20 protein-coding genes and 1 pseudogene are annotated in these 19,168 nt (G+C 70.3%); 11 read left to right on the top strand and 10 right to left on the bottom strand.

What is annotated here, in order from left to right:
• Position 1: 1 nt before the first annotated feature.
• From DT073_RS01640 to DT073_RS16180, 5 genes and pseudogenes are all read right to left on the bottom strand, one after another.
• Positions 2 to 652: a 3-oxoacid CoA-transferase subunit B gene (locus DT073_RS01640; protein ID WP_124291815.1), complete on the bottom strand. Its 651-nt coding sequence runs from the start codon at positions 650 to 652 to the stop codon at positions 2 to 4.
• Positions 652 to 1,377: a 3-oxoacid CoA-transferase subunit A gene (locus DT073_RS01645; RefSeq protein ID WP_124291816.1), complete on the bottom strand. Its 726-nt coding sequence runs from the start codon at positions 1,375 to 1,377 to the stop codon at positions 652 to 654. Before DT073_RS01645 ends, DT073_RS01640 begins: the two co-directional genes overlap by 1 nt.
• 258 nt (positions 1,378 to 1,635) lie before the next feature.
• Complete coding sequence (locus DT073_RS01650) at positions 1,636 to 2,652, bottom strand: acyl-CoA thioesterase (RefSeq protein WP_240638910.1); 1,017 nt, start codon at positions 2,650 to 2,652, stop codon at positions 1,636 to 1,638.
• A gap of 2 nt (positions 2,653 to 2,654) precedes the next feature.
• Positions 2,655 to 2,978 carry an alpha/beta fold hydrolase gene (locus DT073_RS16000; protein ID WP_240638918.1) on the bottom strand — a complete coding sequence of 108 codons (324 nt, stop codon included), beginning with the start codon at positions 2,976 to 2,978 and terminating at the stop codon, positions 2,655 to 2,657.
• A gap of 127 nt (positions 2,979 to 3,105) precedes the next feature.
• Positions 3,106 to 3,489: pseudogene (locus tag DT073_RS16180) on the bottom strand (alpha/beta fold hydrolase); the annotation flags it as partial.
• A gap of 104 nt (positions 3,490 to 3,593) precedes the next feature.
• Here DT073_RS16180 and DT073_RS01660 point away from each other — a divergent pair.
• The 5 genes from DT073_RS01660 to DT073_RS01680 all read left to right on the top strand — a co-directional run bounded on the left by DT073_RS01660 (position 3,594) and on the right by DT073_RS01680 (position 7,084).
• Positions 3,594 to 3,839: a MarR family winged helix-turn-helix transcriptional regulator gene (locus DT073_RS01660; RefSeq protein WP_124291817.1), complete on the top strand. Its 246-nt coding sequence runs from the start codon at positions 3,594 to 3,596 to the stop codon at positions 3,837 to 3,839.
• 100 nt (positions 3,840 to 3,939) lie between these two features.
• Entirely contained in the window at positions 3,940 to 5,343 is a 1,404-nt protein-coding gene (locus tag DT073_RS01665; protein ID WP_124291818.1) for an NAD(P)/FAD-dependent oxidoreductase, read from the top strand.
• 131 nt (positions 5,344 to 5,474) lie between these two features.
• Positions 5,475 to 6,359, top strand: coding sequence for a formyltetrahydrofolate deformylase (purU, locus tag DT073_RS01670; RefSeq protein WP_124291819.1), 885 nt, complete (start codon positions 5,475 to 5,477; stop codon positions 6,357 to 6,359).
• A 26-nt stretch (positions 6,360 to 6,385) separates the two neighbouring features.
• A complete protein-coding gene (locus DT073_RS01675; protein WP_124291820.1) occupies positions 6,386 to 6,832 on the top strand; it encodes a DUF6069 family protein in 447 nt (148 codons plus the stop codon).
• Positions 6,833 to 6,841: 9 nt separating this feature from the next.
• Positions 6,842 to 7,084, top strand: a complete 243-nt coding sequence (locus DT073_RS01680) for an AIM24 family protein (protein WP_205782975.1) — start codon at positions 6,842 to 6,844, stop codon at positions 7,082 to 7,084.
• Positions 7,085 to 7,169: 85 nt separating this feature from the next.
• Here the strand turns inward: DT073_RS01680 and DT073_RS01685 are convergent, their stop codons facing one another.
• The gene (locus DT073_RS01685) at positions 7,170 to 7,379 is read right to left on the bottom strand and encodes a hypothetical protein (protein ID WP_124291821.1); all 210 of its coding nucleotides are present in this window, start codon (positions 7,377 to 7,379) and stop codon (positions 7,170 to 7,172) included.
• A gap of 114 nt (positions 7,380 to 7,493) precedes the next feature.
• On the opposite strand from DT073_RS01685, the gene DT073_RS15775 reads away from it, so the two are divergent.
• Positions 7,494 to 7,649, top strand: a complete 156-nt coding sequence (locus DT073_RS15775) for a hypothetical protein (protein ID WP_164478123.1) — start codon at positions 7,494 to 7,496, stop codon at positions 7,647 to 7,649.
• Positions 7,650 to 7,711: 62 nt separating this feature from the next.
• On the opposite strand, the gene DT073_RS01690 is transcribed toward DT073_RS15775, so the two are convergent.
• Both DT073_RS01690 and DT073_RS01695 read right to left on the bottom strand, forming a co-directional pair.
• Positions 7,712 to 8,656 carry a serine hydrolase gene (locus DT073_RS01690; RefSeq protein ID WP_124294290.1) on the bottom strand — a complete coding sequence of 315 codons (945 nt, stop codon included), beginning with the start codon at positions 8,654 to 8,656 and terminating at the stop codon, positions 7,712 to 7,714.
• Positions 8,657 to 8,736: 80 nt separating this feature from the next.
• Positions 8,737 to 10,719 (bottom strand): M13 family metallopeptidase, encoded by a 1,983-nt coding sequence (locus tag DT073_RS01695; protein ID WP_164478124.1) that lies wholly within the window; start codon positions 10,717 to 10,719, stop codon positions 8,737 to 8,739.
• Positions 10,720 to 11,233: 514 nt separating this feature from the next.
• Here DT073_RS01695 and DT073_RS01700 point away from each other — a divergent pair.
• Positions 11,234 to 12,544, top strand: a complete 1,311-nt coding sequence (locus DT073_RS01700; protein WP_124294292.1) for an MATE family efflux transporter — start codon at positions 11,234 to 11,236, stop codon at positions 12,542 to 12,544.
• On the opposite strand, the gene DT073_RS01705 is transcribed toward DT073_RS01700, so the two are convergent.
• On the bottom strand, positions 12,492 to 14,435 hold the full coding sequence (locus DT073_RS01705; protein WP_124294293.1) for a heavy metal translocating P-type ATPase: 1,944 nt from the start codon (positions 14,433 to 14,435) through the stop codon (positions 12,492 to 12,494). The genes DT073_RS01700 and DT073_RS01705 overlap by 53 nt on opposite strands.
• Positions 14,436 to 14,527: 92 nt before the next feature.
• Entirely contained in the window at positions 14,528 to 15,193 is a 666-nt protein-coding gene (locus DT073_RS01710) for a TrmH family RNA methyltransferase (protein WP_124291822.1), read from the bottom strand.
• Positions 15,194 to 15,290: 97 nt separating this feature from the next.
• Between DT073_RS01710 and DT073_RS01715 the strand changes: the two genes are divergently transcribed.
• The 4 genes from DT073_RS01715 to DT073_RS01730 are packed head-to-tail and all read left to right on the top strand — an operon-like array spanning position 15,291 to position 19,164.
• The gene (locus DT073_RS01715; RefSeq protein ID WP_124291823.1) at positions 15,291 to 16,451 is read left to right on the top strand and encodes a PP2C family protein-serine/threonine phosphatase; all 1,161 of its coding nucleotides are present in this window, start codon (positions 15,291 to 15,293) and stop codon (positions 16,449 to 16,451) included.
• Between the two features lie 16 nt (positions 16,452 to 16,467).
• Positions 16,468 to 18,429: a glycosyltransferase family 2 protein gene (locus DT073_RS01720; RefSeq protein WP_124291824.1), complete on the top strand. Its 1,962-nt coding sequence runs from the start codon at positions 16,468 to 16,470 to the stop codon at positions 18,427 to 18,429.
• Positions 18,426 to 18,758: an STAS domain-containing protein gene (locus tag DT073_RS01725; protein WP_240638684.1), complete on the top strand. Its 333-nt coding sequence runs from the start codon at positions 18,426 to 18,428 to the stop codon at positions 18,756 to 18,758. The genes DT073_RS01720 and DT073_RS01725 overlap by 4 nt, the downstream gene beginning before the upstream one ends.
• Positions 18,748 to 19,164 carry an ATP-binding protein gene (locus DT073_RS01730; RefSeq protein ID WP_124291826.1) on the top strand — a complete coding sequence of 139 codons (417 nt, stop codon included), beginning with the start codon at positions 18,748 to 18,750 and terminating at the stop codon, positions 19,162 to 19,164. The genes DT073_RS01725 and DT073_RS01730 overlap by 11 nt, the downstream gene beginning before the upstream one ends.
• The last annotated feature ends 4 nt before the right edge of the window (positions 19,165 to 19,168 follow it).

Genomic DNA, 19,168 nt, shown 5'->3' on the forward strand with positions numbered 1-19,168 from the left:
GTCAGTGTCCTTCCGCCGGGGCCAGGCTGAGGCCCGTGAGTTCTTCGAGCGAGGCGACGGTGTTGTCGCCGAACGCCTCGCGCACCGCGAAGCCGCCCGGGGCCACGTCGAAGATCGCGTGGTCGGTGTAGACGCGGGTGACGCACCCGACGCCGGTGAGCGGGTAGGTGCAGGCCGTGACGAGCTTGGACTCGCCAGCCTTGGTGAGCAGGTCGGTCATGACGTAGACGTCCTTGGCGCCGATGGCGAGGTCCATCGCCCCGCCGACGGCGGGGATGGCGCCGGGCGCCCCCGTCGACCAGTTCGCCAGGTCGCCGGCCTCGGAGGCCTGGAACGCCCCGAGCACGCAGACATCGAGGTGTCCGCCGCGCATCATGCCGAAGGAGTCGGCGTGGTGGAAGTACGCCGCGCCCGGGAGGGCGGTGACGGCCTGCTTGCCGGCGTTGATGAGATCGGGATCGACGGCGCCGGCCTCGGGGGCCGGCCCCATGCCCAGGAGCCCGTTCTCGGTGTGGAGGATGATCTCGAGGTCGGCGGGAAGGAAGTTGGCCACGAGGGTGGGGGCGCCGATGCCGAGGTTGACGTACGCGCCCTCGGGGATGTCGGCGGCGATGCGGCGGGCGAGGTCGTCTCGCGAGATGCGGGTGCTCATCAGACGGGCCGTCCTTCCAGGTCGACGCCGCCCACGAAGGCGCCGTCTTTCAGCCAGGGTCGCTCACCGACGGCGACGACGCGGTCGACGAAGATGCCGGGGGTCACCACCGTCTCGGGGTCGAGGCTTCCCAGCGGCACGATCTGGTCGACCTGGGCGATCGTGCGGGTCGCGGCCGTGGCCATGATCGGGCCGAAGTTCCGGGCCGTCTCGCGGAAGACGAGGTTGCCCCACCGGTCGCCCTTCAGCGCGCTGATGAGGGCGACGTCGGCCTTGATCGGATACTCGAGCACGTAGGTGCGTCCATCGATCTCGCGGGATTCCTTGCCCTCCGCGAGTTCGGTACCCACTCCGGTCGGCGAGAAGAAGGCACCGATCCCGGCGCCGGCGGCGCGGATGCGCTCGGCGAGGTTGCCCTGTGGCACGAGTTCGAGCTCGATGTCGCCATCGCGGTACAGGCCGTCGAAGACCCACGAGTCGCTCTGGCGGGGGAACGAGCAGATGATCTTGCGCACTCGCCGCGTGGCGAGGAGGGCCGCAAGTCCCACATCCCCGTTGCCGGCGTTGTTGTTGACGATCGTCAGGTCTGTCGCGCCCTGTGCGATGAGGGCGTCGATGAGCTCGACCGGCTGACCGGCGCGACCGAAGCCGCCGATCATGACGGTGGCCCCGTCGGGGATGTCGGCGACGGCGTCCGCGACGCCCGTCACGGTCTTGTCGATCACACCGGCTCCTGCCTGACTCGTAAAATGTTCGCGATACGTACGCCTGTACGTATCGCGTACCCATGGTACGCCGGAACGCCCGTTGGCGCGACCCTTCGTCGCGGCGCGCGCCGCGGTCGTGTCCCCAACTCCTGCAGATCGGCGCCGATCGCGCCACAACCCGCCGCGGGGACCTGGGAGCGGGCCGTTCTGCAGGAGTTGGGGACGGAAGTGCCCGGGGAACGCGGTGCCGCGCGGCGGGGGCGCGGCGCGGCGCGGTCAGTCCTGCAGCGTCAGCGCGGTGGGGATCGGCACGATGCGCTCGCGCTCGCGGATGAGTTCCACGGCGTGGCGCACGAGCCGCACATCCTCGGCGAGTTCGGGCTCCCACCGCGGAACCGGCCGGGCGCGGCCGTCGGTGCCGGGGTCGACGAAGACCATGATGCACTGCGTGGTGAGGCTCTTCTCAGCGGGGGTCCGGGGGTCGGCCGAGAGCACCCGCACGACGATGTGCATGCTGCGGGGGCCGGTGTAGATGAGGCGGGCGTCGAGCTCGACGAGGTGCCCGATGCGCACCGGCGCGAGGAAGTGGATACCCCCGGAGTACACCGCGACGGCCTTGTCGGACGACCACGCGGCCGCGCACGCGTAGGCGGCCTCATCGATCCAGCCCATCACCGTGCCGCCGTGCGCGGCGCCGCCGAAGTTCACCGCGCTCGGCGGCGCGAGGAAGCGCATCTGCGACCGGGGCGCCGCGGTGTCTTCGGTGTAGACCTGGCCGAGCATGGCCTTCTTGATGGTGTCGCGGGCGGCGATCCGCGAGGTCGCGATCGCCCCGAGGGCCCGGTCGGCGTCGGTGCGCGGCGTCCACTCCGGCACCGACGCGGGGCGGCGGTCGTCATCGACGGCGACGAAGACGAGCATGCAGGTGGTCGCCGGTTCGTACTGACGGGATCGGATGTCCGCGGCCTCGACGGTCACGGCGACGTGGACGCTCGACCGGCCGGTGTGCACGACGCGGGCGTGCACGGCCACGAGCGATCCGGGCGCGATCGGGCGGGTGTGCTGCACGTTCCCGACGTACGCCGTGACGCAGTAGCGCCCGCTCCAGCCGACGGCGCAGGCGTAGCCCGCCTGGTCGATCCACTCCATCACGCTTCCCGCGGCGACGGTCAGGCCACCGGCGGCGGCATCATGGGGCAGCGCCAGGAAGCGCATCGTCACGCGATCGGCGGCGACTGCGGCATCCGTCATCGGCGGTTCGGTGGTCTCGGTCGCCGGCGGCTCTGCGGTCATGCTCACATCATGGTGCGTCGACGTAGACCTCTGCAGCGATGCGGAACGCGGGCGACGCCGTCGGCGATCTCCCGGACGAGGCTCTCGGGGGTGACCTCGTCGGATCCGCCCCAGACCGCCAGCACGGGCACGGTGATCTCGCCCAGCCGGTCGCGCACGTCGTGCGCGGCGAGCGCCTCGCAGCAGCGGGCGTAGCTCTCGGCGTCGGCATCGCGCAGGGAGTGCAGGAGCCGCCCGGTGAGGTCGGGGTTCCCGGCGATCGTGTCGGGGGCGAACCACCGCCCGGCCGAGGCGATGGTGAGCGACGACGTCGACTGCTGCCGCACCTGCGCGGCGCGCTCGTGCCATCCGTCGGCCGTGCCGATCTTCGCACCGGAGGCGATGATCGTTCGCGGAGCGGACGAGGGAGGGATGCCGCAGGGCCAGCTCCAACCCGATGGCGCCCCCGAGCGACACCCCGGCGTAGTGGAAGGGCTCGCCAATCTCGGCGGCGAGGGCGTCGGCGAGGTCGGCGACGGTGAACGGGTCGGTCGCCGCGGGAGAGGCGCCGTGACCGGGGAGGTCGAACGCGCGCACCCGGAACCGGGCCCGAAGCACCGGAACGACCTGCTCCCACAGGATCGTCGAGGTGCCGAGCGAGTCGCCGAGGACGACGAGCGGGGCACCCGGGGGCCGCCGGCGTCGGACAGGGTCAGCACGGGACGGTTCACGGGGCGGCGGCAGATCGGCGAACTGCGATCCGTCGTCGAGTCCGAGGCGGGCAAGTCCTACCTGGCGGAGGCCTACACCGGCTGGCCGCTGCCGCAGGCGGGCTGAGCCGTCGCCGGGCCGCGGCATCCGGCGGTGGTGGCCGCATCCCGCCCAGGCTCGCGCGGGAGGGAGTGCACCCTCGCGGGGAGCGGGTGCACCCTCGCGGGGAGCCAGTGCACCCTCGCCACTTCTTGGCCACCCCGTTCCCCTTCCCCTCCGCGCGCGTACGATCGGCCAAGCGGGGCCTCGTCAAGCGCCGCGCCGACCCCAACGACCGGCGCGCGAACGCCGTGGTCGCCACCGTCGCCGGTCAGGAGCTCGCCCGCGACGCGCAGCAGACCGCCCGCCGCGCGGAGGAAGCGGTGCACGGCGACCTCGACGCCGACGAGCGCCGCATCCTCATGGCCCTCCTCCGCCGTCTCGCGTTCGCCTCCTGACCGGACACGTTCCCCCGACTCGACCCGCGGCACTGGCGAATCGCGCCGCCGATGTGCACAGTGGTGCTGAGCGGCCTTCGCCACGCTCGAGGAGGACCCGATGCACACCACCGTCTTCGAACGCCGCCCACCCGCGGCCGCGGTGATCGATCATGCGCTGGGCGCGACCCGCCACAGCGTGTTCTGGCTCGACGACATCACCCCGCCCTCGTACCCGCGACTGGTCGGCACGCACCTCGCCGACCTCGTCGTGGTCGGCGCCGGCTACGCGGGGCTGTGGACGGCGCTCCGCGCCAAGGAACGCGATCCGGCACGACGGGTGATCGTCGTCGAGGCCCGTACCGTCGGCTGGGCGGCCTCCGGACGCAACGGCGGCTTCTGCGAGGCGAGCCTCACTCACGGCCACGACAACGGCGCCACCCGCTGGCCCGACGAGATCGACCGCCTCGACGAACTGGGGCGCGAGAACCTCGATGCCATCGGCGAGACCGTCACCCGCTACGGCATGGATGCCGAGTTCGAGCGCACGGGCACCCTCTCGGTCGCCGTCGAACCCCACCAGATCGAATGGCTGGCCGAGGAGGAGGGGTTCCTGGATGCCGCGGCCACCCGCGCCCTCGTCGACTCCCCCACCTATCTCGCCGGCGCCTGGGAGCGCGAGGAGACCGCGCTCGTCCACCCCGGCAAGCTCGCCGCCGAGCTCGCGCGGGTGGCCGTGGAGGCGGGGGTGGAGATCTTCGAGCACTCCCGGGTGGTCGACATCGACTCCGAGGCCGGAAGCCGGCCGATCGTCCGCACCTCCAACGGCGCCGTCCGGGCCGCCAAGGTGGCGCTCGCGACGAACGTCTTCCCGTCATTGCTGACCCGCACGCGGCTCTACACGGTGCCGGTCTACGACTACGTCCTCATGACCGAGCCTCTCACCGCGCAGCAGAAGGCCGCCATCGGGTGGGAGGGGCGCCAGGGCATCGCCGACCTCGCCAACCAGTTCCACTACTACCGGCTCACGCGCGATGACCGCATCCTCTTCGGCGGATACGACGCGATCTACCACTACGGCCGCAAGGTGCGTCCCGCTTACGAGGAGCGCGCCTCGAGCTACCGCACCCTGGCGTCGCACTTCTTCACCACCTTCCCGCAGCTCGAGGGGCTCCGCTTCTCCCACCGCTGGTCGGGCCCCATCGACACGTGTTCCCGGTTCTGCGCCTTCTACGGCGTCGCTCGTGGCGGCACCGTCGCCTATGCGGCCGGCTTCACAGGACTCGGGGTCGGCGCCACGCGGTTCGCCGCCGACGTCATGCTCGACCTGCTGGCCGGGACGCCCACCGAGCGCACCGAGCTGAAGATGGTCAAGGACAAGCCCATCCCCTTCCCGCCCGAGCCGGTGGCTGCCCTCGGGGTCACCCTCACCAAGTGGTCGCTCGATCGCGCCGACCACAACCAGGGTCGGCGAAACGTCCTGCTGCGCACGCTCGACGCGGTCGGGATGGGGTTCGACTCCTGACCCGCTTCACTCGACCCGCGCGAACGGCGTTGCGGCGAGATGTCAGACTTCTTTTCTGACCTTCTGCGGGCTGGGCGCGACCACGGCTGTGGAAAGCGGACCTATGCACGCGCACCTGTGAGGAGTTCTCCATGACGCTGCACACTGACGCTCTGCGTGATCATGCCTGTCTCATCGTGCACGGCCCTGACCAGCCCGGACTCGTTGCAGCGGTCTCCACACTGATCACTCGCAACAGCGGGAACATCGTCACCCTCGACCAGTATTCTGACGACCCGGAGGGCGGCGGGTTCTTCCAGCGCGTCGTCTTCCACCGGGCGAATCTGACCGCGGCGATGCCTGCCATCGAAAAGGACTTAGAGGAGACCCTCGCTCCGATCGGAATGACGTGGGTGCTCACCGATCAATCGGTCCCCAAGCGCATGGCGGTCCTGGCATCGACGAGCGATCACTGCCTCCTCGAGCTCCTCTGGCGCCACCGCCGAGGCGAGCTTCCGGTCACCATTCCGATGGTGATCTCGAACCACACCAACACTGCCGACGACGTGCGCTCCTTCGGGATCCCGTTCTTCCACGTCCCCTCTCAGGGCGCCGACAAGTCCAAAGCCGAGTCGGAGATTTTGAAGCTTCTCGGCGACAACGTCGACTTCGTCGTGCTGGCTCGTTACATGCAGATTCTTTCCGAGGACTTCCTGGAGAAGGTCGGTGTGCCCGTCATCAACATCCACCATTCGTTCCTCCCCGCCTTCATCGGCGCGGCGCCTTACCGAAAGGCCAAGGAGCGCGGTGTGAAGCTGATCGGCGCAACGAGCCACTACGTGACCGCAGACCTCGACGAGGGTCCGATCATCGAGCAGGACGTCGCGCGCGTCGATCACCGGATGACGGCCGCTGACCTGCAGGCGCGCGGCGCGTATGTCGAGCGCGCCGTGCTCTCGCGCGCCGTGCAGTGGCATGCCGAAGACAGGGTCATCCGTCACGGGAATCACACGATCGTCTTCAGCGATCGTCCCTGACGACGCCGCGCGTGTAATGTGCGAGCATGAGACGCCTCGTCACAGGCCTGGCCGGTCTGAGGCCGGTCTGGATCATCCTGGTCGCCGTCGTCACAGCAGTCCTGGTGAACCTCGCGATCTACGGCGTGGCGCGGCTTGCGGGAGTGGAGTTCTGGTTCACCGCCGCGGGCGGGCCGCTTCAGGTACTGCCGCCGGTGCTCACTCTTTTCACTGCGGCCCCGCTCGCGGCCGGTCTCACCATCGCTGCCGTCGTGGGGCGATGGTGGCGCAGCGTGTTCGTCGTCGCTGCGATCGTCGCGGTTATTCTCGAGATCGGATCGATCTTCACGCTGACCATCCCCGCCGACTTCGACACCGGCAGCACGCTCTCGCTCTCGCTGTGCCACATCGCGATGGCACCAGTCACCGTCATCGCCCTCTTTGCGCTTCGCGGACGCCGGCGATCGCAGGTACAGAAGGCTTCCGATGGGTGAGGTGTGCGCATGAAGGCGACGATCGCGGGCACGACGATGCCGGTTCTCGAACTGACCCTCGACCCCGGGGAGCGGGTCATCGCCGAAGGCGGCGACGTCTCATGGCTCACTCCGGGGTTCGACATCCAGACCTCCACCGCGTTCGGCTCGGGCGGCAAAGGCGGGTTCATGAGCGGCCTGAAGCGTTCTTCGGCGACTCGCTCTTCCTCGCGCAGGTGCACGGCCCGGGCCACGTCTGGCTGCAGTCGATGACGCCCGCGAAGCTCGCCGCGGCGATCGAGGCGTACCTGCCCGATAAGTCGGGCGACAACGGCTGAGTCCCGGATCGGGATGGGGGTCACCCGGCCCCGCCACCGCCCAAGCGGGTCCATGCGGCCTTGCCCTCGGCGCGCCGTGTCGCACGGAGAGGACTCACGTCCGCTGTCGAGCCCGCGCGCTGGAGGTCGTCACGCGTCATCCGCTTCTGGGCTCGCTCGCGCAACATCAGCAATGAAATGACGCTGAGCGCCATCACTGCGACGATGGCGAAGGCGATGGTGTACTCCATGGCGGCATCGTAGAGGCGCATCGCCCGAGAGGGAAGGGACAGCGGCCGCATGGCCCGCCTCCTCCTCACCGGCAGGTCCGCGACCGTCAGCTCGACCCCTGGGACGAAGAGCGGATGACGCGATTCCTCGCGACACAGAAAGACGTCGTGGTCTCGGGCACTGCCGAGAGCGAGGGCGTGTTCCGCGATCGATTCGCCCACGTGATCGTGCTCAGCGCGCCGATCGAGGTCCTCCTCGACCGGGTCACGCGGCGCGCGAGTAAGTCCTAAGGGAAGACGCCTGCTCAGCAGGAGAAGATCTGGTCGAGGCGGCTTCCGGGTGACCACCCCGCTCAGTACACGTACTCCATGAGCTCGACCCCGAGCGTGCGGAACGCCTCGTGCGCGCGGATGCGGTGCATCACCGACAGGTCGTCGAAGCACACGATGAGGGCGTAGGAGACTCCCGCGCGCGGACCGGCGATCACACCGGCCTCGACACGGATGCCGCGGTCGCGGCCGGTCTTGTTCAAGAACAGCAGTCCGTGATCGTCGCTCTCGTGCGCAAAGGGGTCGAGCCCTGTGGCCGAAGCGACGAGGGAGAGATCGTGGTTGAGGGTGAGCCACTCCGCGACCTGCGCGCTGACCGCGGGCGACACGGCCTGACTGTTCGCCAAGGCCGCGAAGACCTGCGCAAGGTCGCGGGCCGAGCTCAGGGCGAAGTGCGGGGCATCGTCGGGCCCCCGGTGGTCGCGGAACCGGTCGAGGAGTGCGGTGCGCGTGAGCCCGAGCGCGTCGATCCGCGCCCGCACGACGGGAAGGCCCACCCGCTCGAGCAGTCCGTTCGCCGCAAGGCCGTCACCCGCGGCGGCGGCGAGCACCGCCATGTCGACGAGCGGCAGCGTCGGGACCTTCAGGTGCTGCCAGAGCCCGGCCCCTTCGACGCCGGCCAGCGCCGCCCGGTCGAACAGCTCGAGAGGATCGAGCGTTCCGCCCTCGAACTGCGCGGCGACCTCGATCAGCAGGGGCACGACGCCGAGCCCGGCGACCGGCTGGGTGACGTGGTCATCACCGGCGAGCACGGTGGTACCGCGGTCGAGGTCGGTGATGCGCACCGAGACCTGCGCGCCCGATGCGGCGACGGCGTCGAGGGCGCGCAGCGTGGTGGTGAACGTGCGCGTGCCGCCCCCGCCGCGACGCGAGGCGCGCGCGCGTCCGCGGCGGGGTCCGCGCAGCGTGTCGGGTTCGCGACGGGAGCCGGGTCCGGATGACCCCTGCGACGGCGGTTCGATGGGCATCGCCACGCGACTGTCCCTCCTGCCAGACGGTTCGATCAACTGTCTACGCGAAGACGGCCTTCGCCACCAGACCGGCCGGGCTACCAGATGGTGACGCGCTTGTCCTTCTCGAGCCACAGCGCATCGGACTCGGCGACATCGAACGCGTCGTAGAACGCATCGATGTTACGGACGATCTGGTTGCAGCGGAACTCGTTCGGCGAGTGCGGGTCGATCGTCAGCAGGCGGATCGTCTCGGCGTCGCGACCCTTCTGCTGCCAGATCTGCGCCCACGACAGCAGCAGCCGCTGGATGCCGGTGTACCCGTCGATCTCGGGACCCGCCACCGGGGCGCCCTCGAGGTCGGCGCCGAGCGAGAGGCGGTACGCCTTGATCGCGATGCCGAGGCCGCCCAGGTCGCCGATGTTCTCGCCGATCGTCAGCGCGCCGTTGACCGTGTTCTCCTCTGCGAGGCCCTGCGGCACGAGCGCGTTGTACTGCTCGATGAGCACCGCGGTGCGCTCCTCGAAGGCCGCGCGGTCGGCATCCGTCCACCAGTCGCGAAGCGATCCGTCGCCGTCGAACCGGCTCCCCTGGTCGTCGAAGCCGTGACCGATCTCGTGACCGATGACCGCGCCGATGCCGCCGTAGTTGGCGGCCGCATCCCGGGTCTCGTCGAAGAACGGGTACTGCAGGATCGCCGCCGGGAACACGATCTCGTTCATCAGCGGGTTGTAGTACGCGTTCACCGTCTGCGGCGTCATGTACCACTCGTCACGATCGATCGGTCCGCCGACCTTGGCCAGCTGACGATCGTGCTCCCAGATGTGCGAGCGGCGGACGTTGCCGACGAGGTCGGCCTCGTCGATCTCGAGCGAGGAGTAATCCTTCCACTTCACGGGATAGCCGATCTTGGGCGTGAAGGCCTCGAGCTTGGCGAGCGCCCGCTCGCGGGTCTCGGGGGTCATCCACTCGAGCTCGGAGATGCTCTGCCGATACGCCTCGATGAGGTTCGCGACAAGCTCGTCCATCGCGTCCTTCGCCGCCGGCGGGAAGTGCCGCTCGACGTACACCTTGCCGATCGCCTCGCCCATGGCCGCCTCGGTGAGGCTCACCCCGCGCTTCCAGCGCTCGCGATTGACGGGCACGCCGGTGAGCTGAGTGCCGTAGAACGCGAAGTTCGCCGCGACGAAGTCATCCGACAGGAAGGGCGCGAGCGCGTGCACGACCTGGAACCGCAGCCACGCCTTCCAGTCCTCGAGCCGGTCTTCGCGCAGCAGTCCGCCGAGCCCCTCGATGAAGCTCGGCTGGTAGACGACGACGTCGCCGAACGCGTCCTCGAACCCGGGCGCGAGACCCTCCAGCCACGGCTGGAGGTCGGCGCCGGCGAGGCTCTTGACCTGCTCCCAGGTGCGCAGGTTGTAGGTGGCGACCGCGTCGCGGCTCTTGACGTTGTTCCAGTGGTGGGTCGCCAGCTCGGTCTCGAGCGAGAAGATGCGATCAGCGGATGCCGCGGGGTCGGCGACCCCGGCGAGCTCCAGCATCTTCTCGAGGTGGGCCCGGAACGCCGTGCGGGTGTCGGCGAAGTTCTCCAGGCGGTAGTAGCTCTCGTCGGGAAGGCTCAGCCCGCCCTGCACGAAGAACGGCACGTACCGCTGCGGGTTGCCGGGGTCGGGCTCGACGTAGAGCACCATGAGCGAGCCCGCGCCCTCGCGCTCGAACGCGCCCACCAGGCGCAGGAAATCAGGGATGCTGGCAACCTCGTCGATCCGCGCCAGCTGCGCGGTCAGCGGCGCGGCACCGAGTTCGGCGATGCGGCCTTCGTCCATGAAACTGGCGTAGAGGTCGCCGATCTTGCGGGTCTCGGTGCCGGGCTCGGCATCCTGCGACTCCTCGATGATCGCCCGAACGTCCTTCTCGGCCTGCTCGGCGATGAGGTGGAACGATCCCCACCTCGCCTTGTCGTCGGGGATCTCGGTGCGGTCGAGCCACGAGCCGTTCACGTGGCGGAAAAGGTCGTCCTGCGGGCGGATCTCGTCGCTGAGCTCGTCGAGCGCAAGGCCGGAGCGAAGTGCATCGGTCATGGGTTCCAGGATAGGCGGCGGTTCTGCGGGCGGCGTCCGAGCGGCTGTCGCTCGCCCGTCGACCCGCGCCGCACCCCCCTCTCCGCGCGCTTCTTCCACGCGGCCCGTCAAGAGTCGCGGCTCGGGATGCGGCGGAGCCGCGTTTTCTGACGGGTCGGCGATTCGTACGACTGCACTCAGCCGCGAACCGTCAAGAGTCGCGGCCCGGGATGCGGCGGAGCCGCGTTTTCTGACCGGTCGGCGATTCGTACACCCGCACTCAGCCGCGAACCGTCGAAAAACGCGGCCCGGAATGCGGCGGAGCCGCGTTTTCTGACGGGTCGGAAACTCGTGCGCCTGCACTCAGCCGCGAACCGTCGAAAAACGCGGCTCAGGATGCGGCGGAGCCGCGTCTTCTGACCGGTCGGCGACTCGTACGACCGCGGCCACGCGACTCGGGAGCAGATCACGACCGGTGTCGCCGGCGGGTTCTACGCTCGGTGGGGTGAGCGGGAGCGAGCAGAAGACCGGACGGATGACGCTGAATCGCGACATCCTGAGGCTCGCCGTCCCCGCGCTCGGCGCGCTCATCGCCGAGCCGCTCTTCCTCATCCTCGACTCGGCCTTCGTCGGCCACCTCGGGATCGCGCCGCTGGCGGCGCTCGGCATCGGAGCGGCGGTCCTGCAGACGATCGTCGGGCTGATGGTGTTCCTCGCCTACTCCACCACTCCCGCCGTCGCCCGGCGGTTCGGGGCGGGCGACCCCTCGCGCGCGGTGTCGGTCGGCATCGACGGCATGTGGCTGGCCCTCGGCATCGGAGCGATTCTCGCCCTTGCGGGATACCTCGCCACCCCGTTCCTCGTCGGCCTGTTCGGCGCCGGCGCCGAGGTCGCCGCCGACGCGCAGATCTACCTCGGCATCTCGATGTGGGGCCTGCCGGCGATGCTCATCGTCTTCGCCGCGACGGGGCTCCTGCGGGGGATGCAGAACACCGTGACGCCGCTGTGGATCGCGGGGCTCGGATTCGGAGCCAACGCGGTGCTGAACTGGGTTTTCATCTACGTCTTCGGGTGGGGGATCGCGGGGTCGGCTGCCGGCACGGTCGTCGCCCAGTGGGGCATGGTGGCGGCCTACGTGGTGGTCATCGGCCGGCTGGCGCGCCGGCACGCGGCATCCGTCCGCCCGCAGCGCGAGGGGGTGCGCGGCTCCGCTCTGCAGGGCGGATGGATGTTCCTGCGCACCGTCTCGCTGCGCGCGGCGCTGCTTGCGTCCGTCGCAGTCGCGACCGGCCTCGGCACCGACGAGCTCGCCGGGTGGCAGGTGGCCTTCACGATCTTCTCCACTGCGGCCTTCGCGCTCGACGCCCTGGCCATCGCCGCGCAGGCGCTGATCGGCAAGGGCCTCGGCGCCGGCGACGAACCGTTCGTGCGCCGCGTGCTCGGTCGCACGGTGGCCTGGGGAGCATGGTTCGGCGTCATCGTGGGCGCGGTCATCGCCGCGGCATCCGGGGTCATCGGCCTGGTGTTCACCGGCGACCCGGCGCTTGCCGCGCTCGTACAGCCGGCCCTGCTCGTTCTCGCCGTGACCCAACCCGTGTGCGGCGTGGTGTTCGTGCTCGACGGAGTGCTGATCGGAGCGGGCGACGGGAGATACCTCGCGATCGTCGGGGTGCTGAACCTCGTGCCCTTCGTTCCCGCGCTGGTGCTCGTGGCCATGTTCGCCCCGACCGGCGCCGCGGGCCTGGCGTGGCTGGCGGTGGCGTTCTTCGGCGTCTACATGCTCGCGCGTCTGGTCACGCTGGGGCGCCGGGTGCGCGGTCGGGCGTGGCTGACCGCGGGAGCGTGACCGCCGCCGGCGTCGCACCGATCACCGGCACCGGCCCGCGCAGCGCGCGGAGGGCGTAGAGGATCGTCGCAAGATCGACGCCCTCCTGGATGAGCGCGCCTGCGACGGCCGGGATGACGCCGGTCATCGCCACGATCATGAGACCGATGCTGAGGGCGATCCCGATCCAGATCGCCGCGAGCGCCACACGGAGCGTGTGGCGGCTGATCGCCACGGCCTCGACGACCTTGGCCAGGGAGTCGACGACCACGACGACGTCGGCGGCGTCGCCGGCCGCGGTCGCCCCGCGCGCACCCATCGCCACGCCGATGTCGGAGGCGGCGAGCACCGGGGCGTCATTGACGCCGTCGCCGACCATCATCGTGGGCCTCGGCTGCATGCCGGCGGCGAGGTGGACCTTCTCGGGCGGGAGGAGCTCGGCGTGCACCTCGGTGATCCCGACCTGCGACGCGATGGCGGCCGCGGTGGACTCCGCGTCGCCTGTGAGCATGGCCACCCGTTCAACGCCGTTGCCGCGCAGCCAGTCCACGACGGCCGCCGACTCGGGCCGGACAGCGTCGGCGAGCACGAGGGCGCCGGCGAAACGGTCGCCCACCGCGACGTAGGCTGCCGCCTGCCCCGAGACGAGGTGCGTGCGGGTGAGGGCGGGTGCGCGCGAGGCGATGAACGCCGGCTTCCCCACGGCGACGGCGGCGCCGTCGATGGACGCGGTCACCCCGTTGGTCGCCACCTCTGTCGCCGCCTCCGCCGGGCGCAGTGTGATGCCCTCCGCGGCCGCGACACGACGCACACCGTCGGCCAGCACGTGGGTCGAGTACTGCTCGGCCGAGGCGGCGAGAGTCAGCAGCTCCCGGCGATCGAACCCCTCGGCCGGTCGCACGTCGACGAGCTCGGGCCGTCCCGCCGTGAGCGTCCCGGTCTTGTCGAAGCACGCCGACCGGGCCCGTGCGAGCCTCTCGATGATGCCGCCACCCTTGACGATGACGCCGGCCTTCGCCGCGCGGGAGAGTCCGCCGAGGAAGGCGACGGGCGCCGCGATGAGGAGGGGGCACGGGGTGGCGAGCACCAGCACCTCGGCGAAGCGCGCCGGATCGCCCGAGATCGTCCAGGCGGTGCCGGCGAGCACGAGCGACACGGCGGTGAACGGGATCGCGAAGCGATCGGCGAGCCGCACCACCGGCGCCCGGGAGGCCTGCGCCTGCTTCACGAGGGCGACGATCTGCTGGTACTGACTCTCGGAACTCGGGCGGCGCGCCCGGATGCGCACCGCCTCCGACCCGTTGACCGCTCCGGAGAAGACCTCCATCCCCCGGTCGTGGGCCACCGGCATGCTCTCGCCGGTGAGAGACGACTCGTCGAACGTGCCGGTCTCGCTGAGCAGTTCGCCATCGACGGGAACGATCTCCGACGGGCGGACGAGAAGGATGTCGCCGACGGCGACCTCGTCGACGGGAACGTCCTTGATCCGCTCGGTCGCCGCCGCCGCCGCGTCCGCCGTCGGAAGCCCGGTCGGGCGCACCACGACGTGCGCCGTGCGCGGCGACCGATCGAGGAGAGCGGTGAGGTCGCGTGTCGCGCGTCGCGCGGCGAAGTCCTCGAGCGCCTCGCCGCCGGAGAGCATCAGCACGATGATGAGGGAGGCCAGGTACTCCCCGACGGCGAGGGTGGCGACCATCGCCACGACCGCCAGCACGTCCAGACCGATGTGCCCGCGCAGCACGTCGCGCACCATCCGGACGAGGGTCCACACGATGAACAGCCCCACGTACGCGCTCGCGATCCACCGCGCCTGCTGCTCCCCGCCCGCGGAGGCGATGATCGCCACCGCCGCCAGAACGACGAGCGTCGCCGCGATGATCGGGTACCGCACCAGAGTCCTCATCACCCCCATCGCTCCAGCATGGCGGTCGAGGTCAGCACCCACCAGGGGACCAAGGTCACGCCCCGCGGGGGAGCACCGTCACGCCCCGCGGGGGAGCACAGTCACGCCCAGCGACGACACCACTCGTACATGACGACCGCCCCCGCGGCGGAGGCGTTGATCGATCGCGTCGACCCGTACTGGGTGATCTCGACCACTGCCGATGCGGCGGCGAGCGCCTCGGGAGACAGCCCCGGACCCTCTTGACCGAACAGCAGCACGCATCGCTCGGGGAGGTCGGCACGGTCGAGCGCCACGGACCCTTCGACGTTGTCGATCGCGATGACGGGCAGCCCCTCGCTCTCCGCCCATGCGGCGAACGCCGCGACATCCTCGTGGTGGCGGACGTGCTGGTACCGGTCGGTGACCATCGCCCCGCGCCGGTTCCACCGCCGCCGGCCGACGATGTGCACCTCGGCGGCGAGGAAGGCGTTCGCGCTCCGCACGATCGAGCCGATGTTCATGTCGTGCTGCCAGTTCTCGATGGCGACGTGGAAGCCGTGGCGACGTCGGTCGAGGTCGGCGACGATCGCGTCCATCCGCCAGTACCGATAGGCATCGACGACATTCCGGGTGTCACCGGCGGCCAGCAGGTCGGGGTCGTACCGCGGGTCGTCGGGCCAGGCGTCCGGCCCGTCGGGCCAGGGCCCGACGCCGCGGGGCAGGGCGGGTTCCGACGGCTCGGTCGAGGCCGACCCCGGCTGCGGCTCGGACGGTGCGGCATCCACCGGAACAGGTTATCGCCGCGCGCGCAACCATTTTCCGAACCCTCCCCACGCCCGGCCGATCCTCGACATACTGGAGATTCGCCGACGACGAGACCATGTGGGGGATTCCTTGTTCGACGACGACAGACGCCAACGTGCCATCGAGGCCCTCGGTCTCCTCAACACGCGCCCCGACGAGCGCGTGGACAGGGTGACGCGTCTCGCGCAGGAGATCTTCGGCGTGCCGATGGTGAGCGTCACCCTCCTCGATCGCGACCGTCAGTGGCGGAAGTCGCAGATCGGCCTCGGCGGCAGCGACGCGTCGCGAGAGGGGGCCTTCTGCGACCTCACCGTCCGCACCGGAGACACGCTCATCGTCGAGGACGCGAGCATCGACGACTACTTCGCCGAGAATCCCTTCGTCGTGGGCGATCCGCACCTCCGGTTCTACGCCGGACACCCGCTTCAGGCGCCGGGCGGTGAGCACGTGGGCACCCTGTGCATCCTCGACACCCAGCCGCGATCGCTCGACGCCCGCGAGGTCGAGTTGCTGCGCGAGATGGCCCAGTGGGTGCAGACCGAGCTCATGGCCGAGGACGACCTCGACCACGCCACCGTCGTGCAGCAGGCGCTTCTGCCCCGCGAGACCCCCGAGGTCGCCGGGTACACCCTGGCGGCCGCGGCGACGGCGTCCGGCACACTGATGGGGGATCTCTACGACTGGTACCTGCACGACGGACGGCTGCGGATGACTCTGGCCGACGTCATGGGGAAGGGAACCGGCCCCGCGATCGTCGCCGCATCGGTGCGGGCGTCGCTGCGCACCGCGCCCGACCGCCCTCTCGCCGCCGCGGTCGCCGAAGCCGACCGGCTGCTCGAGTCCGATCTCGGACGCGCGGGCCTGTTCGTCACCGCCGTGCACGCCGAGCTCGAGCCCGACTCGGGCACGATCTCCTTCGTCGACGCCGGCCACAGCCTGGCGTTCATCCTCCACAGCGACGGCAGGTGGACACCCCTCCGCTCGACGGGCCTTCCCCTGGGCATGGGGTTCGACTACGACCGCACGGCGGCCTCGGTGCAGCTCGAGCCGGGGGATGCGTTCCTGTGCTGCAGCGACGGCCTCCTCGACATCCTCGACCAGGAGGACCCGTTCGGCCACGTGCTGCACGTCATCTCGACCGAAGGACCGGCAGGCGCCGTCGCCGAAGCGGTGCGGCTCGCCCACGAGCGCCGTGCTCCCGACGATGTCACGGTGCTGCTCGTGCGGCGGGACGCGTGAGGGCCGGGCACGCGCGATGACCGCGCGCTTCGTCTGGATCCGGATCCTCGCCCTCCTGTCGGTGCTCCTGGGCGTGAACTACATCGCCTGGCGGTGGCTGGATTCGATCAACTGGTCGGCGTGGTGGATCGCGGTCCCCCTCGTCATCGCCGAGACCTACAGCCTCATCGACACCTTCCTCTCCGCCGTGACGATGTGGCGCGCCAGAGATCGGCCGGCTCCCACCTCGCCACCGCAGGGCACGGCCGATGTCTTCATCACCACCTACAACGAGCCGATCGAGATGGTGATGGCCACGGCCCTCGCCGCACAGCGCATCGCCTACCCCCACAACACGTGGGTGCTCGACGACGGGGCACGACCCGAGATGGCCGCGGCCGCGCAGGAGGCGGGGCTCGGGTACATCACCCGGTCGGAGGACTGGACGGGCAAACCCCGCCATGCCAAGGCCGGCAACCTCAACAACGCCCTGATGGACACCGACGGCGAGTTCCTGCTCATCCTCGACGCCGACCAGGTGCCCGACCCGCTGATCCTGAACCGGACGCTCGGCTACTTCGCCGACGACCCCGACGTGGCGCTGGTGCAGACGCCGCAGTGGTTCGTCAACGTCGACGACGCCGACCCGCTGGGCAGTCAGGCACCGCTGTTCTACGGGCCCATCCAGCAGGGGAAGGATGGCTGGAACGCGGCCTTCTTCTGCGGATCCAACGCCGTCCTCCGTCGCGACGCACTCATGCAGCTCGGCATCGTCGGCTACGTCCGCGACCTCGAGCAGTCCACGGCCCGCACCCTCCGGGCTGCGGAGTCCCTCCTCTCGCGCGCAGCGCGCGACCGCGATGCCGACGAGGCCGTCCGCACCGAGCTGACGGCGCTGCGCGACGAGGTCGCCGGCGCGCGTCGCCAGATCGCCAACGGCGAGCCGATCGGCGAGGTGACCTATCGGGTGCAGAGCGCCGTGGACGCGGCATCCCGTCGCCTGGTCTCGCGCGATCTCGCGGCCCTGCAGGCAGACCTCGATGTCATCGCCCAGCTGCCGATCGAACGCGACCGCGAACTCGATGCGCTGGTCATCGACGACACCGCCCTCGACGCCCTCGCCACGCGCGAGATGTCACCACTCGGTGCGGTCGAGTCGGTCTCGGCACTCCTCGACGCCCTGCGGGTCGACCGGCCCGGCGAAGCGCAGCCGGTGCAGCCGATGGCGACGATCTCGGTCACCGAAGACATGGCGACCGCGATGCAGCTGCACTCCCTGGGGTGGCGAAGCGTGTACCACCACGAGATCCTCGCGCACGGCCTCGCCCCCGAAGACCTCCGCACGATGCTCACGCAGCGTCTGCGCTGGGCTCAGGGGACGCTTCAGGTGATGCTGCGCGACAATCCGCTCGTCAAGAAGGGGCTGTCGGCGGGGCAGCGGCTGATGTACTTCGCCACGATGTGGAGCTACCTCTCGGGATTCACCGCGCTGGTCTACCTCGCAGCCCCCGTGATCTACCTCGTCTTCGGCGTGATGCCGGTGACGGCCTGGAGCGTGGACTTCTTCGCGCGGTTCCTGCCGTACTTCATCATCAACCAGATCCTCTTCCTCGTCGTCGCGCGCGGGATCAAGACCTGGCGAGGGCAGCAATACGCCCTGGCGCTCTTCCCGGTGTGGATCGATGCGTGCGTGACCGCCTTCGCCAACGTCGTGCTGAAGCAGCCCCTCGGCTTCGCCGTCACGAAGAAGGACGGCCGGGCCGAAGGCGGCCCGCCGTGGCGGCAGATCTGGCCGCAGTTGACCGCCATCGCGGTGCTGGTGTTCGCCCTCGGGATCGGGCTGGCCCGGCTCGCGGTAGGCACCGCCGACGGCACGGGAACGCTCGTCAACACGGTATGGGTCGTCTACGACCTCGCGGTGTTGAGCGTGATCATCCAGGCCGCGCTCTATCGTGGCCCCAAGGCCCCGTTCACCGACGAAAGGCGGATCGCCCCGTGAACCTCACCGTCACCTCCGGCAGCGCCTACGCCGTCATCGCCCTCGAGGGGCGGCTGACGGCTCCGGGGGTGCCGCGCCTGCGGTCCGCCATCAGTGAACTCGTCGACGGCGGCAGCAACCGGGTCGTCATCGACCTCGCGGGGACCGAATTCGTCGACTCGTCGGGACTGGGCGCGCTCATCGGCGGGCTGAAGTCCGCGCGTCTGGCCGGCGGCGACCTGCGGATCGCCAGGGTGACCGAGCCGGTGCGACGGGTGCTGAAACTGACCAACCTCGATCGGGTGCTCCGTGAGTACGACACCGTCGAGGCGGCCTTCGATGAGCGTTGACGGGCTCCGGGTCGAGGGGCGCGCCGACGACAGTCTCCTCGACGAGGTGCACCAGGTGCTCGACCTGCTCTGGTCGGGCAGACCCCACGTCGATGAAGAGGACCGCACCCTGTTCACGCTCGCCGTGAGCGAGATCGCGACGAACATCGTCGAGCACGCGCGCGCCCGCGAGGAGATCTCCGTGAGCCTGGAGGTGTCCATCGACGACACGGGGATCCGAGCGGTGTTCTCCGACGACGCCGACCCCGCGCTCATCGACCTGCAGAACGTGTCGATGCCCGGCGAAGACGCCGAGTCCGGCCGAGGGCTCGCCCTGGCGCTGGCAACACTCGACGAACTCGAGCACTCCGGCGTGGCCGGCGGCAACGTGTGGCGGCTCACGCGCCGGTTCCGTCGAGGCTCGTAGGTAG

Origin of the sequence: Microbacterium sp. ABRD28 (genome assembly GCF_003850245.1) — a bacterium.
Lineage (GTDB): Bacteria > Actinomycetota > Actinomycetes > Actinomycetales > Microbacteriaceae > Microbacterium.